Genomic DNA, 14,199 nt, shown 5'->3' on the forward strand with positions numbered 1-14,199 from the left:
ACACCTGCATCTCGACGAGGAGAGGACGACATGGACCTGACACATCGAGCACGCTCGGCGCTCGCCGCCGGGCTCGTGGGGGCGCTCGCCGCCACGACGCTCGCCGCCGCCGTCGCGGCGCCGGCCGCGGCCGACGTCGGCGGCCCCACCGACGACGGGCTCGTCGCGTGGTACCCGCTCGACGCCGCGAGCACGACCGGCGGCACGACGGCGAACCGCGCCGAGGGCTCGACGTTCGGCCCGGCCGCGGTGGTGGGCGGCACGACGACGGCCGACGGCACGACGCTCGACGGGACCGACGACTACGTCGACCTGCCCGACCACCTGCTCGCGGGCCTCACGGACGCCACCGTGAGCCTCGACGTGCTCGTGAGCCAGGACCAGGGCACGCCGTACTTCGTCTACGGGCTCGGCAACACGAGCGGGTCGAACGGCAACGGTTACCTGTTCACGACCGGCAACGCGTACCGCACGTCGATCGCGACCGGGAGCTGGACCACCGAGCAGACCGTCACCAAGGGCGCGAACCTCCAGCGCGGCGTCTGGAAGACGCTCACGTACACGCTCTCCGGCACGACGGCGACGCTCTACGAGGACGGCGTGCAGGTCAAGCAGGCCACGAACGTCACGACCGACCCCGGCCAGATCGGCGGCGGTCAGACGACCGCGAACTACGTCGGCCGCTCGCTCTACTCCGGCGACCGCTACCTCAAGGGCCAGGTGCGCGACTTCCGCCTCTACGACCGTGCGTTGAGCCCGGCCGAGGCGGCCGAGCTCGCGGCCCGGACCTCCACGGCCGCCGCGGACGCCGACCTCGCCGCGCTCGACCTCGGCGACACGAGCGCGGTCACCGCCGACCTCGTGCTGCCCGCCACGGGGGCGCAGGGCTCGCTCGTCACGTGGACGTCGTCGGACGCGGGCGTCGTCAGCGCCAGGGGGAAGGTCACCCGGCCCGCCGCGGGCGAGGACGACGCGACCGTGACCCTCACGGCCCTCGTCACGCGCGGCGCGGTCGCGCGCACCGCGCAGATCGACGTCACGGTCCTGGCCCACCTCGCGCCCGCCGAGGCCGTGGCGTGGGACGCGAGCCACGTCGTCGTGCCGCACCTCGACGACGTGCGCGGCAACCTCACGCTGCCCGCGGAGGGGGCCAACGGCTCCGCCCTCACGTGGGAGAGCTCCGACCCCTCGACCGTCTCGGCCACGGGCGAGGTGACGCGGCCCGCCCACGGCGAGCCGGCCGCCGTCGTGCGGCTCACCGTCACGGCGACGAAGGACGGTGCGACCGCGACGCACACCTACGACGCGACGGTCCGCCCGCTGCCCGCCGCGGCCGACTACGAGGGCTACTTCTTCCCGTACTTCGAGGGCGAGAGCACCGCGGACGGCGAGTCGGTCTACTTCAGCGCGAGCAACGGGAACGACCCGCTCGACTGGGTCGAGCTCAACGACGGCGAGCCCGTGCTCACGTCGACGCTCGGCGAGAAGGGCCTGCGCGACCCGTTCATCATCCGCTCGCCCGAGGGCGACCGGTTCTTCCTCCTCGCGACCGACCTGCGCATCTACGGCGGCAACGACTTCGGCAACGCGCAGGAGCGCGGGTCGCGCGCGCTGATGATCTGGGAGTCGACCGACCTCGTGCACTGGTCCGACCAGCGCATGGTCACGGTGTCGAGCGCGTACGCGGGCAACACGTGGGCGCCCGAGGCGTTCTGGGACGCGCAGCGCGGCGAGTACATCGTCTACTGGGCCTCGGCGCTCTACCCGACGACGTCGACCGACGGCCGCCGCATCGCCGACTCCTACCAGCGCATGATGTACGCCACGACGCGCGACTTCGTGACGTTCTCCGAGCCGCAGGTGTGGATCGACGAGAAGCGCGGCAACGGGCTGGGGATGATCGACTCGTCGATCGTCGAGCACGACGGCACGTACTACCGGTTCACCAAGGACGAGGCCTACATGATCCCGCGCCTCGAGAAGTCGACGGACCTGCGCTCGACCGACTGGGACCTCGTCGCCGAGAAGATCGGCTACGGCCAGCCCAACCCGTGGGGCGGCACGCTCACCGCGGGTGAGGGCCCGACCGTCTTCAGGTCGAACACCGAGGAGAAGTGGTACCTCTTCGTCGACCAGCCGAGCTATCACGGCGGCCAGGGCTACCTGCCGCTCGAGTCCACCGACCTCGACTCGGGCGTGTGGACGTCGGTCGACGCGCACCTGCCGAGCAGCCCGCGCCACGGCACCGTCCTGCCGATCACGGCCGCCGAGCACGCCGCGCTCCTCGCGGCGTACGGCGAGCAGCCGCCGGCGCCCGAGCTCGACCTCGCGGTCGAGGTCGCGCCGCGCTGCCTCGCGGGGAAGGCGTACGTCGCGGTCCGCGCGACGAACGGGGAGGACGTCCCCGTCACGCTGACGCTCACGACGCCGTACGGGGAGAAGACGGTCGCCGACGTCGCGCCGGGGAAGAACGCGTACCAGTCGTTCGCCGCCCGCACGACGGCGGTCCCGGCGGGCACGGTCACGGTGACCGGCGTGGCGACCCTCGACGGCCGGGAGGTGACGGCCACGCGCGAGGCGGCGGTCGACGCGCTCGACTGCGCCTGACCGTCCCCCGGTCCGGCCTCGGCCGGGCCGGGGGTGCCGGACCCCCGGGTGGTGTGCCGGCACGGCCCGGGTCCGGGCTCGGCCCCCGTCGCTCCGCGGAGCGGCGGGGGCCGAGCCGTGCCCGCCTGTCGACGAGGGCGCGTCGCGTGGGTGAACAAACTGGACGGGTGTTCAGTTCGAGCGTCCAGGATGGCAGGATGTCCGTGAACTGGACGCCCGTCCAGTCGGGTTCGGGGGCGACCCAGCGGTGCCCGCCCCGGGCCGGACGAAGAGGTTCCCCGCGTGACGACGACCACCCGCAGGCTGCTCGCCGCCCTCGTGCTCGCCGGCTCGCTCGTCGTGCCCGCGGGCGCGGCCGGCGCCACGACGCCGACCACCATCCCCCCAGCGGCCGCCGCCCCGGCCGCCACCCCGGTCGCGATCTCGGTCACGGACCCCGCCGACGGCGTGCGCGTCAGCGTCGAGATCACCGAGCGCGCGGCGCCGACGGCGCCGCGCGTGGCGGTCGTCGGCTCCGGGCCGTTCGTCGTCGGCGGCAGGCTCGAGCTGCGCGGGACCGGCCTCGCGCCGCACTCCGTCCACGAGGTCTGGCTCGAGAGCGATCCCGTGCTCCTGGGCACCGTCACGACGGACGCCGCCGGGGCGTTCCTCTTCGTCGCGACGATCCCCGCCGGCACGACGCCGGGCGAGCACCACGTGCGCCTCGTGCCGACGGCGGGCGGCGCCGACGTGGTGTCCGAGCCTTTCCTCGTGCTCGCCGCCCCCGGCGAGCCGCACGAGCCCGGGACGACGCCGTCCGCGGGGCCCGGGGGAGCGGGCGGGTCGGGTGGTGCGGCGGCGGGCGGCGGGCCGGGCTCCTCGCGCCCGGGCCTGGCGACGACGGGCGCGGGCCTGGGCCTCGCCGCGGCGCTGGCCGGGGCGGCGGTCCTGGCCGGGGCGGCGCTGCGCCGTCGGGCAGGCAGGGGCGGCGCGGCCTGAGCCTGCGCACCTCTCCGGGCGCACCTCGTCGGCGCGCCCCTCCGGCGCGCCCGCAGGGTCAGCTCTCCGGTTGCGGCTCCGCGTCGGCGCCAGGCCGCGCGGCCTCGGCCAGGCGTGCGTCGGCGTCGCGTGCGTCCGCGGCAGCCTCCGCGGCGTCCATCGCCCGGTCGTCGACGACGAGCATCCCCAGGAGCGTCGCGCCGGACACCACCGCCATGACCACGAACACCGTGCGCAGGCCGAAGAGCTCGCCGAGCAGGCCGCCCACGGCGGCGCCGAGGGGCAGCGTCCCCCACGCGAGGAGCCGGTAGCACGCGTTGAGCCGGCCCAGCAGGGCGTCGGGCGTGATGCGCTGCCGCAGGGACAGCGTCACGACGTTCCACACGGCGATCCCGGCACCGCCGACCGCGGAGACGGCGCCGATCACCCACGCGTTCGTCGTGACCGCGGGGACGCCGACGAAGGCCACCGTGCCGAGGATCGTCAGCGCGAGGGAGCGCGCGCGCCCGATCGTCCCGACGACGCGCTCGGCGACGAACGACCCGGCGAACGCCCCGACCGCCGTCGCGGTGAGGAGCACGCCGTACGCCGGCTCCGACAGGCCCAGGGGCGAGTCGGGGCCGACCGCGTAGAGCACGAACACCGCGAACGCGGCGTTGCTCGCGAAGTTGATGCCGCCGACCATCATCGCGAGGGTGCGCAGGATGCGGTCGTGCCACAGGAAGCGCAGGCCCTCGGCGACGTCGGCGCGCAGCGTCGTCCGGGTCGTGCGCACCGTCCGGTACGTGCCGGGCAGCCCGAGCAGCATCACGACGGCGAGCGCCCAGAGCGCGCCGGGGACGCCGAACGCGAGGGCGGCGCCCGCAGCCACGAGCAGCCCGCCCAGGGGCGGTCCCACGAACTGGTTCGTCGTGAGCTCCGCCGCGTAGAGGCGCCCGTTGGCCCGGGGGAGCGCGGTGCGCGGCACGACCTGCGGGAGGATCGACTGCGCCGAGGTGTCGTACAGCGTCTCGGTGACGCCGACGCCGAACGCGACGACGTACAGCACGGCGATGCTCCCGGCGTCGGGCACGAGCGCGACGGCCGCGAGCGCGACGACGAGCACCGCGCGCGCCACGTTCGCTCCGACCATCGCGAGCCGCCGGTCGAGGCGGTCGGCGAGCGCGCCCGCGGGCAGCGCGAAGAGCAGCCACGGGAGCGTGAGGGCGAACGTCAGCCCTGCGACCAGCGCCGGCGACTCGGTGTACCGGACCGCGACGAGCGGGAGCGCGACCTTGAGCACCCCGTCGGCAAGGTTGGAGACGGCGGACGCGGCCCACAGGCGCCGGAACGGGGCACCGAGCGGTGCGGCGGCGGGGCGTCGGCGCCCGGGTCGAGAGGCCATGGCGCCCAGCATGGCACAGTGATCGAGAAATCCCAATCGATCGAGCGCTCTCGATCGGAGTTCCGTACGATGTCTCCATGACCGCCGAGCCCACCCCTGAGCCCGCGCCGGGGCGCGTCCCCGGTCCGCGTGCGGCCACCGTGCCGAGCCGTCGTCCGCCCACCGCGCTCGAGGCCAAGGCGCTCGCGCACCCGCTGCGCCAGCGCATCGTGCGGCAGTGCGGCACGCGCGAGATGACGAACAAGGAGCTCGCCGACCACCTCGGCGTCCCGCCGGGCACGGCCCTGCACCACGTCCGGCTGCTCGTGCGCGCCGGGCTGCTCGAGCCCGCCGAGGTCCGCACGGGTGCGGGCGGCGCGCTCGAGCGCCCCTACCGCGCCACGGGCGCCACGTGGTGGCTCGACGACCCCCTGCGCGACGCCGCGCCCGGCGTGCAGTTCGGTCCCGTCGCCGCAGCGCTCGACGACGCCCTCGCCGCCGGTCCGGACGCCGTCACCACCTCTGCGGCGTTCTACCTGCACCTCTCCGACGACGACGTCGCCGAGCTCGACCGCCGCATCCTCGCCGTCCTCGACGAGTACGTCGCGACCGACGCCGACCGCCACGACCGCCCCCTGCACCGAGGCCTCTTCGTCCTGCACCGCCCACCCTCCTGACGACCGGCCGGACGAGCCGGGCAGACCGAGCGGCGAGGATCTCGGCGATGCGTGCCCCCACGCGGCGCGACAGCCCTGTGCTCCCGTGGCACGACGGCGCCAGACCGACCTCGAGGGACCACCGGACCGAGGCCCGAACCACGGGACGAAGGGCGACGGCCAGGACGAGCGGTGGGGTCAGACCGTGCGCGAAGGACGTCGAGGCGCACTCCTTCGACCTCCGCCCGGAAGACCAGGGCGACGGCCAGGACGAGCGGTGGGGTCGGACCGTGCGCGAAGGACGTCAAGGCGCACTCCTCAGACCTTCGCCCGGAAGACCAGGGCGACGGTGCGCCAGTCCGAGCGCACGGTCCGACCCCACCGCGGACCCGACCCGCGGGCTGTGAACCCGACCGAACCCGACCGGACCCCGCCCGACCCTCACGGCCGAGCGGCGAACCGCTCCAGGAGGTCGGCGTGACCCGACACGATGAGCAGGTCGTTCGCGCTGATCCGGGTCTCGGGGGTCGCGTAGAGGAACTCCTCGCCGGGCGACTTCACGCCGATCACGGTGACGCCGTACCGCTCGCGCACCTTCGACTGCGCGAGCGTGAACCCCTGCACCTCGCGGGGCGGCCGCATCTTGACGATCGTGAACCCGTCCTCGACCTCGATGTAGTCGAGCAGCTTCCCGGAGACGAGGTGCGCGACGCGCGATCCGGCGTCGGCCTCGGGGAACACGACGTGGTGCGCGCCGATGCGCTGGAGGATGCGCCCGTGCTCCGCCGAGATCGCTTTGGCCCAGATCTGGGGCGTGCCCATGTCGACGAGGTTGCCGGTGATGAGCACGCTCGCCTCGAGCGACGTGCCCACGCCCACGACCGCGACGGGGAAGTCGCGCGCGCCGAGCTGTTCGAGCGCCACCGGGTTGGAGGCGTCGGCCTCGACGAGCGGGAGCTGCCCGCTCCACTGGGCGACGAGGTCGGGGTCGCGCTCGACGGCGAGGACGTCCTGCCCGAGACGGTCGAGGGTCGCGGCGATCGCCGTCCCGAAGCGGCCGAGGCCGATGACGAGGACGCCCGCGTCCTTGCGCGGGGCCTTCGCCTCGTCCCGGCGCGCGCGCTCCGCGCGGCCGCGCTCGACGATGCGCTGGGCGACGGGGTCCGCGGACGCGCCGTCCTTCCCGTCGGCGGCGCGGGTGAACGGGTCGGTCACGGTGGGGCCTTTCGTCGGTCCGCTGGTGCGGTGGGGTGTCGGTCAGGTCTCGTGCGGCGGTCGCGTCCGGCCCGACGGCGGTCGCGCCGCCGGGCGGGGCTGCTCACCCGATGATGGGGCGCTCCTCGGGGTAGCGCACGATGCGACGGCGGTCGCGCAGCGCGAGCGCGGCGGCGAACGTCATGGTGCCCGTGCGCCCGACGAACATGAGCGCGATGAGGACGTACTTCCCGGCGTCGGGCAGGTCGGGCGTGATGCCGGTCGACAGGCCCACGGTCGCGAACGCCGAGATGGTCTCGAAGAGGATGACGTCGAGCGTCTCGCCGGTGATCTCCAGCAGGAGCAGGCTCGACAGGAGCACCGCCGTCGCGCCGACGAACGACACCGCGACCGCGAGCCGGAGGGTGTCGCGCGGGATGCGCCGCCCGAACGCCTCCATGTCCCGGTCGCCGCGCGCCTCGGACACGATGGCGATGAGCATGACGGCGAGCGTCGTGACCTTGATGCCGCCCGCGGTCGACGCGGAGCCGCCGCCGACGAACATCAGCGCGTCGGTGATGAGCCAGCTCGCCTCGTGCATGCCGCCGGTGTCCACGGTCGAGAAGCCGCCGGAGCGCGGCATGACGCCCGCGAAGAGCGACGCGAGGAGCTTCTCGCCGAGGTCGAGGGGGCCGAGGGTCCGCTGGTTCCCCCACTCGACGGCCGCGAAGAGCACCGTGCCCACGACGACGAGCGCTGCGCTCGTCGTGAGCGTGAGCTTGGTGTGCAGGCTCCACTTGGAGGCGCGGCGGCGGTTGCGCATGACGTTGAGAATGACGGGGAAGCCGAGCGACCCGATGAACACGCCGAGGATGATCGGCAGGCACAGCATCCAGTCGCCGACGTACGGGGCGAGGCCGTGCTCCGTCGGGATGAACCCCGCGTTGTTGAAGGCGGAGATGCCGTAGAAGATGCCGTGCCACGCGGCCTCGCCGAACGTCTCCTCCAGCACGACGAACCGCGGCAGCAGGAGCAGCGCGATGAGGAGCTCGAGCGACGTCGAGGTGATGATGACGACCCGCACGAGCGAGCCGACCTCGCCGAGCCGCGTCGTCTTCGTCTCCGACGCGGTGAGGAGCTTCTGCGTGAGGCCGATGCGCCGGGACACGGCCATGCCGAGGATCGACGCGAGCGTCATGACGCCGAGGCCGCCGATCTTGATGCCGAGCAGGATGACGACCTGCCCGTACCCCGACCAGTAGGTCCCCGTGGGGACCACGACGAGACCGGTGACGCACACGGCGGACGTGGCGGTGAAGAACGCGTCGACGAACGGCGCGGACCGGCCGCTCGCCGTCGCCCAGGGCGCCATGAGCAGCGCGGTGAAGACGGCGATGACGGCGGCGAACACGGTGACGGCGAGGCGGGCGGGGGACTGCCGGGCGAGGCGGTCGACGATCTCCCGCCCCCTGAACAGGCGCCCGGTCATGCTCGTCGGCATGGAGCCTCCCTCACCACTCGCGCCACTCTGCCACGGGCCCGGTGGCCCGTCATGTCGCCGCTCCGGCGCCGGGACATCATGCCCGCTCGCGGGCCCGGACGCCGCACCGGGGGCTCGCGGAGACCCGGCGGAGGCCCGGACCGGCGGCCCCGCGCGGTCCGGCGCGCGGTCGGTGGGGCGGGGGCGCGCCGTCGGGCGTTACCGTGAGCCATGCCCACGACCGACCCGACGTCGTCGCCCGCCCCGACCGGGGCGGCTGCGGCGCCCGGAGCCTGCGTCGTGTGGAGCCCCGAGCTCCTCGGCTACGACTTCGGTCCCGGCCACCCGATGGCGCCGGCCCGGCTCGACCTGACGATGGGGCTCGTGCGCGCCCTCGGCCTGCTCGACGACGACGCGGACCTGCGGGTCGTGCGGCCCGAGCCCGCGCCCGACGACGTGCTCGAGCTCGTGCACGAGCCCGCGTACGTCGCGGCGGTGCGCGCGGCGTCCGAGCACGGCACGCCCGACCCGGCCCGCGGCCTCGGCACCGAGGACGACCCGGTCTTCCGTGGGATGCACGAGGCCGCCGCGCGGATCGTCGCGGGCTCGTACGAGGCGGCGGGCGAGATCGCGGCGGGCCGCACCCGGCACGCGGTGAACGTCGCGGGCGGCATGCACCACGCGAAGGCGGGCGCGGCGTCGGGCTTCTGCGTCTACAACGACGCGGCCGTCGCGATCCGGCGCCTGCTCGACGACGGCGTCGAGCGCGTCGCGTACGTCGACCTCGACGCCCACCACGGCGACGGCGTCGAGGAGGCGTTCTGGGACGACCCGCGCGTCCTCACCGTCTCCGTCCACCAGAGCGGCGCGACGCTCTTCCCGGGGACGGGCCACCCGACGGACCTCGGGGGCCCCGGCGCCGAGGGGACGGCGGTCAACGTCGCGCTCCCGCGCCGCACCGACGGTGCCCGCTGGCTGCGCGCGGTCGACGCCGTCGTGCCGCCCGTGCTGCGCGCGTTCCGTCCCGAGGTGCTCGTCACCCAGCACGGGTGCGACGCGCACGGCGAGGACCCGTTGTCCGACCTCGACGTGTCCGTCGACGCGCAGCGCACGGCCACGACCTGGATGCACGGGCTCGCGCACGAGCTGACCGACGGGCGGTGGCTCGCGCTCGGCGGGGGCGGGTACGCGATCGCGCGCGTCGTGCCGCTCGTGTGGTCGGCCGTCGTGGGGGAGGTCGTGCACCGGCCCGTCACCGCGGGCGTGCCCCTGCCCATGGAGTGGCGCGAGCGCGTCGCGGAGGTCGCCGGGTTCGACGCACCGCTCGCGTTCGGGCCCGAGGTCGAGGTCCGGCGGTGGAGCAGCGGGTACGACCCGGACGACGACGTCGACCGCGCCGTCGCGGCCACGCGCCGGGCCGTCTTCCCGCTGCTGGGCCTCGACGCGCACTTCGACTGAGGCGCCCCGCGACCGGTCGCGTACCGGGGCACGGGCGCGAGCGGGTAGGCTAGGGGGCGGATTTCTCTCGTGTTGGTCGGCTTGCGGCGCCCTCGTGGTCGCCGGGGCCCCGATCAACCGTGGACCACCCGCGGCCGGTCGACCGGTCGCCGACCGACACGCCGCTCGAGCATTGCGAGGACCGTATGGGCTCCGTCATCAAGAAGCGCCGCAAGCGCATGGCCAAGAAGAAGCACCGCAAGCTGCTTCGCAAGACGCGTCACCAGCGTCGCAACAAGAAGTGACGTCGCGCGCGTCCTGACGCGCCGACCCGTCGTCGAGCCCGGCCCCTCCCGAGGGACCGGGCTCGACGCGTCTCCGGGCGCGGCCCGGGCGGGGTCAGAGGCGGGCGATGCGCCGGTCGACGGCGCGGCGCACGGAGCGCAGGACGAGCGCGGCTGCCCAGGCGGCGCCGGCCCAGCTCGCGGTGCGGACGCTGCTGCGCGTGACACGGCGGCGGCGCCCGCGGAACTCGCGGATGGGCCAGCCGACGTCCTGCGCGTGGCGGCGCAGGCGGGCGTCCGGGTTGATGGGGCACGGGTGCCCCACGGCCTCCATCATCGTCACGTCGTTGAGCGAGTCGCCGTACGCGTACGACGCCTCGAGGTCGATGTCCTCGCGCTCGGCGAGCGCCCGCACCCCGGCGGCCTTCGCGCGGCCGTGCATCATGTCGCCGACGAGCCGCCCCGTGTAGAAGCCGTCCTCGTGCTCGGCGACGGTGCCGAGCGCGCCCGTCGTGCCGAGCCGGCGCGCGATGAGCTCGCCGATCTCGACGGGGGTCGCGGAGACGAGCCACACCTGGTGGCCGGCCGCGAGGTGCTCGTCGAGGAGGCGGCGCGTGCCGGGGTAGATGCGCAGCGACAGGACGGTGTCGTAGACCTCCTCGCCGATCGCGGTGACCTCGGCGACGGAGCGCCCGGCGATGAGCGCGAGCGCGCGCGACCGGATGCGGTCGATCTGCTGCTTGTTCTCGCCGAACACGAGGTAACGGGCCTGGTGCACGGCGAAGCGCACGATGTCGAGCGTCGAGAAGAACTCGCGCTGGTACAGGGCGCGCGCGAGGTGGAACGACGAGGCGCCGCGGATGATCGTGTTGTCGACGTCGAAGAACGCGGCGGTGCGGTGCGGCGGCCCGGGGGCGCGCGCGGGCGCCTCCTCGGGGAGCGTCGGCCGGGAGGTCGGGTCGGGGCCCGGGCCGGGAGACGTCGCCATGCCTCCACTCTAGGCGGTCGGGCCGCCGGGGCCTCGTACCCTGGGAGGCGTGAGCACCTCCGACGCCCCCGCCCCCGTCCTGCTGTTCGGTCGCGCGGGCTGTCACCTGTGCGACGACGCGCGGACGGTCGTCGAGGACGTGTGCGCCGAGGCGGGCGTCGCGTGGGCGGAGCTCGACCTGGACGCGCCGGGCACCGACCCGGCGCTGCGCGAGCAGTACGGCGAGTACGTGCCGGTCGTCACGGTCGGCGGGGTGCAGCAGGGGTTCTGGCGCGTGGACGCGCGCCGGCTGGCGCGTGCGGTGGCCCGGATTTCGGCGCCGCGCGCGGACCTGGGATGATTCCTCCCGTGGAGCGTGACCGTCGACGAGGACGGTCCCTGGACGACGGAGTGACGGTGGCTGAGCAGGTAGTCGGTGAGGTGACGGCGCCGGGGATCCCGAGCGCGACGGTGGCGCGGCTCCCGTCCTACCTGCGCGCGCTGCGGGACCTCGTGGCGCGGGGCGTCGGGACGACGTCGTCGGTCGAGCTCGCGGAGCTGTCCGGCGTGGGCCCGGCGCAGCTGCGCAAGGACCTGTCGTTCCTCGGGTCGTTCGGCACGCGCGGCGTGGGCTACGACGTCGACTCGCTGGCGCAGTACATCACCGAGGCCCTGGGCCTCGTCGACGAGCACCGCATCGCGATCGTCGGGATCGGCAACCTGGGGCACGCGCTCGCGAACTACTCGGGCTACGAGCAGCGCGGCTTCCACGTGGCGGCGCTCCTCGACGCGTCGCCGGACGTCGTCGGGACGCGGGCCGCGGGCCTCGTCGTCGAGCACGTCGACGCGCTCGAGGAGGTCGTGGAGCGCGAGAAGGTGTCGATCGTCGTCCTCGCGACCCCTGCGGCGCACGCCCAGGCGGTCGCGGACCGCGTGGTCGCGGCGGGGGTGCGCGAGATCCTCAACTTCGCGCCGCGCGCGCTCCAGGTCCCGGCGGACGTCGACGTGCGCGGCGTCGACGTGGGCAGCGAGCTGCAGATCCTCGCGTTCCACTCGCAGGCCCGCGCCCTCGCGGCGTCGCAGGAGCGCTGAGCGGCCCCGGCGCCTGGGCCCGGGGGACGACGAAGGGCCGCGTGCCGGTGCACGCGGCCCCTCGGGGCGGCACCCCTGCCGGAGGGCGCCGGTCTCGCCCGGGACGTGCCCGGGACGACGGTCAGGCCTGCTTGATGGCCGAGACGTCGAGCGCGATCTTGATCTTGTCGCCGACGAGCACGCCGCCGGTCTCGAGCGCGGCGTTCCAGGTGAGGCCGAACTCCTTGCGCGAGATCTCGGTGGTCGCCTCGAAGCCGGCGCGCGGGTTGCCGAACGGGTCGGTCGCGGTGCCCGCGAACTCCGTCTCGAGCTCGACCGGCTTGGTGACGCCGTTGATCGTCAGGTCGCCGGCCACGACGTAGTCGTCGCCGTCGCCCGTGATGCGCGTCGACGTGAACGTCCACGTCGGCTTGTTCTCCGCGTCCCAGAAGTCGGCGCTGCGCAGGTGGTTGTCGCGGTTCTCGTCGCCCGTGCTCACGGACGCGGCGTCGAGCTGGGCGGTCACGGACGTTGACTCGAGGTCGTCGCCGACGGTGATCGTGCCGTCGGTGATCGCGAGGGTGCCGCGGACCTTCGAGATCCCGGCGTGGCGGACGGTGAACGACGCCTGCGAGTGCGACGCGTCGAGGGCGTAGGTACCGGCGGTGAGGCCGGCGGGCAGCGACGAGGCCATGGGTGCTCCTGCGGGTGGTCGGGGTCCTGGCGGACCAAGTGGTTGAACGTTCAACTTCGGAACGAGCGTATCAACAGCACCCCTCGGTCCGTCTATTCCCGTGGGGTGGAACAATGTTCCGACCCCCCACGCCCCCAGCCCCTCCCGCACCGCCGAGGACCCATGACCCGCAACGACGTCGACACCCCGACGGCGAGCACCGTCCGCACCCCCGCCGCCCACGCCGCCGAGCCACGCTGGCTCGACGCGGAGCAGCAGCGCCTGTGGCGCGCGTACCTCGACGGGAGCGTGCGCTTCATCGAGGCGCTCGGCCGTGACCACGAGGAACGGTCCGAGGTGTCGCTCAACGAGTACGAGCTGCTCGTGCGCCTCTCCGAGAGCCCCGACCACACGCTGCGCATGTCGGCGCTCGCGGACGGGCTCGCCCGCTCGCGCAGCCGCGTGACGCACACCGTCGCGCGCATGGAGGCGCGCGGCCTGGTCCGGCGCTCCGCGAGCTCGGGCGACCGCCGCGGCGTGAACTGCGCGATGACGAGCGAGGGCTACCGCGTGCTCGTCGCGTCGGCGCCCGCCCACGTCGCGGCCGTGCGCCGGTACCTGGTCGACGTGCTCACGCCGGAGCAGTTCCGGGCGCTGGGCGAGGCGATGGCGGCCGTCGCGGAGGCGTGCAAGGCCGACCGCGACGCCTGACCACCCGTCCCGGCCCGTCGCGCCGGCCCGCGGTGGCGTGCGCTCGCCCCGAGTGCGGGACACTGGTGGGCATGGTCTCCACCATCGTCCACCTCCTGCGCCACGGCGAGGTCCACAACCCCGACGGCGTCCTCTACGGCCGGATCCCCGGCTACCACCTCTCCGAGCGCGGCCACGAGATGGCCCGCCGCGTCGCCGCGCACCTCGCGGGCGAGCCCGGGCCCGACGGCACGTCGCGCCCCCGCGCCGACCTCACGGTCGTCGTGGCCTCGCCGCTGCAGCGCGCGCAGGAGACCGCGACGCCCGCCGCCGAGGCGTTCGGCCTCGAGCTGGGCACGGACGAGCGGCTCATCGAGGCCGCGAACCACTTCGAGGGCAAGACCTTCGGCGTCGGCGACGGCTCGCTGCGGCACCCGCAGCACTGGCCCTACCTGTGGAACCCGTTCCGCCCGTCGTGGGGCGAGCCGTACGTGGAGCAGGTCGCGCGCATGCGGGCCGCCGTCGCCGACGCGCGGGACAAGGCGGCCGGGCACGAGGCGCTGCTCGTCAGCCACCAGCTCCCCGTGTGGCTCACGCGCCTGAGCTTCGAGAACCGCCGGCTCTGGCACGACCCGCGCAAGCGCGAGTGCTCGCTCGCGTCGCTCACGTCGCTGCACTTCGAGGACGACCGCCTGGTCGGCCTGCACTACACCGAGCCGGTCGCGGACCTCCTCCCGGGCGCGGCGACCGTCTCCGGGGCGTGACGTCGGTCATGTCCAGCGCTGTCGCCACGGCCGTC

At 74.6% G+C, this 14,199-nt stretch carries 14 protein-coding genes; 9 read left to right on the forward strand and 5 right to left on the reverse strand.

All coding sequences use genetic code 11. From position 1 onward, the window contains the following. The first annotated feature begins 30 nt into the window (after positions 1–30). Positions 31–2,607: an immunoglobulin-like domain-containing protein gene (locus tag GWJ10_RS18535; RefSeq protein WP_163188861.1), complete on the forward strand. Its 2,577-nt coding sequence runs from the start codon at positions 31–33 to the stop codon at positions 2,605–2,607. Between the two features lie 282 nt (positions 2,608–2,889). Further along, entirely contained in the window at positions 2,890–3,585 is a 696-nt protein-coding gene (locus tag GWJ10_RS18540; protein WP_163188862.1) for a hypothetical protein, read from the forward strand. Between the two features lie 58 nt (positions 3,586–3,643). Here the strand turns inward: GWJ10_RS18540 and GWJ10_RS18545 are convergent, their stop codons facing one another. Further along, positions 3,644–4,969 (reverse strand): MFS transporter, encoded by a 1,326-nt coding sequence (locus GWJ10_RS18545; protein WP_163188863.1) that lies wholly within the window; start codon positions 4,967–4,969, stop codon positions 3,644–3,646. A 77-nt stretch (positions 4,970–5,046) separates the two neighbouring features. On the opposite strand from GWJ10_RS18545, the gene GWJ10_RS18550 reads away from it, so the two are divergent. Then, the gene (locus tag GWJ10_RS18550) at positions 5,047–5,625 is read left to right on the forward strand and encodes a winged helix-turn-helix domain-containing protein (protein WP_163188864.1); all 579 of its coding nucleotides are present in this window, start codon (positions 5,047–5,049) and stop codon (positions 5,623–5,625) included. A 420-nt stretch (positions 5,626–6,045) separates the two neighbouring features. Here the strand turns inward: GWJ10_RS18550 and GWJ10_RS18555 are convergent, their stop codons facing one another. Together GWJ10_RS18555 and GWJ10_RS18560 are read right to left on the reverse strand one after the other, a co-directional pair. Further along, entirely contained in the window at positions 6,046–6,750 is a 705-nt protein-coding gene (locus GWJ10_RS18555) for a TrkA family potassium uptake protein (RefSeq protein ID WP_061269154.1), read from the reverse strand. A gap of 172 nt (positions 6,751–6,922) precedes the next feature. Then, entirely contained in the window at positions 6,923–8,299 is a 1,377-nt protein-coding gene (locus GWJ10_RS18560) for a potassium transporter TrkG (RefSeq protein ID WP_021483424.1), read from the reverse strand. Between the two features lie 210 nt (positions 8,300–8,509). Between GWJ10_RS18560 and GWJ10_RS18565 the strand changes: the two genes are divergently transcribed. Both GWJ10_RS18565 and GWJ10_RS18570 read left to right on the forward strand, forming a co-directional pair. Then, positions 8,510–9,736, forward strand: coding sequence for an acetoin utilization protein AcuC (locus tag GWJ10_RS18565; protein WP_163188865.1), 1,227 nt, complete (start codon positions 8,510–8,512; stop codon positions 9,734–9,736). Between the two features lie 185 nt (positions 9,737–9,921). Further along, positions 9,922–10,020, forward strand: a complete 99-nt coding sequence (locus GWJ10_RS18570; protein WP_003792170.1) for an AURKAIP1/COX24 domain-containing protein — start codon at positions 9,922–9,924, stop codon at positions 10,018–10,020. A 94-nt stretch (positions 10,021–10,114) separates the two neighbouring features. On the opposite strand, the gene GWJ10_RS18575 is transcribed toward GWJ10_RS18570, so the two are convergent. Beyond that, on the reverse strand, positions 10,115–10,987 hold the full coding sequence (locus GWJ10_RS18575; RefSeq protein ID WP_163188866.1) for an HAD-IB family hydrolase: 873 nt from the start codon (positions 10,985–10,987) through the stop codon (positions 10,115–10,117). Between the two features lie 49 nt (positions 10,988–11,036). On the opposite strand from GWJ10_RS18575, the gene GWJ10_RS18580 reads away from it, so the two are divergent. Beyond that, positions 11,037–11,327 carry a glutaredoxin family protein gene (locus GWJ10_RS18580; RefSeq protein WP_241005903.1) on the forward strand — a complete coding sequence of 97 codons (291 nt, stop codon included), beginning with the start codon at positions 11,037–11,039 and terminating at the stop codon, positions 11,325–11,327. A gap of 56 nt (positions 11,328–11,383) precedes the next feature. Next, positions 11,384–12,058, forward strand: a complete 675-nt coding sequence (locus GWJ10_RS18585; protein WP_021482510.1) for a redox-sensing transcriptional repressor Rex — start codon at positions 11,384–11,386, stop codon at positions 12,056–12,058. A gap of 121 nt (positions 12,059–12,179) precedes the next feature. Here GWJ10_RS18585 and GWJ10_RS18590 read toward each other — a convergent pair whose 3' ends face one another. Then, positions 12,180–12,731, reverse strand: a complete 552-nt coding sequence (locus GWJ10_RS18590; protein ID WP_009862579.1) for a YceI family protein — start codon at positions 12,729–12,731, stop codon at positions 12,180–12,182. A 162-nt stretch (positions 12,732–12,893) separates the two neighbouring features. Here GWJ10_RS18590 and GWJ10_RS18595 point away from each other — a divergent pair, with 162 nt between their 5' ends. Both GWJ10_RS18595 and GWJ10_RS18600 read left to right on the forward strand, forming a co-directional pair. Beyond that, entirely contained in the window at positions 12,894–13,421 is a 528-nt protein-coding gene (locus GWJ10_RS18595) for a MarR family transcriptional regulator (protein ID WP_163188867.1), read from the forward strand. A gap of 71 nt (positions 13,422–13,492) precedes the next feature. Next, a complete protein-coding gene (locus GWJ10_RS18600) occupies positions 13,493–14,164 on the forward strand; it encodes a histidine phosphatase family protein (RefSeq protein WP_043655743.1) in 672 nt (223 codons plus the stop codon). Positions 14,165–14,199: the final 35 nt, after the last annotated feature.

Origin of the sequence: Cellulosimicrobium sp. SL-1, from assembly GCF_011033075.1 — a bacterium.
Taxonomy (GTDB): domain Bacteria; phylum Actinomycetota; class Actinomycetes; order Actinomycetales; family Cellulomonadaceae; genus Cellulosimicrobium; species Cellulosimicrobium funkei.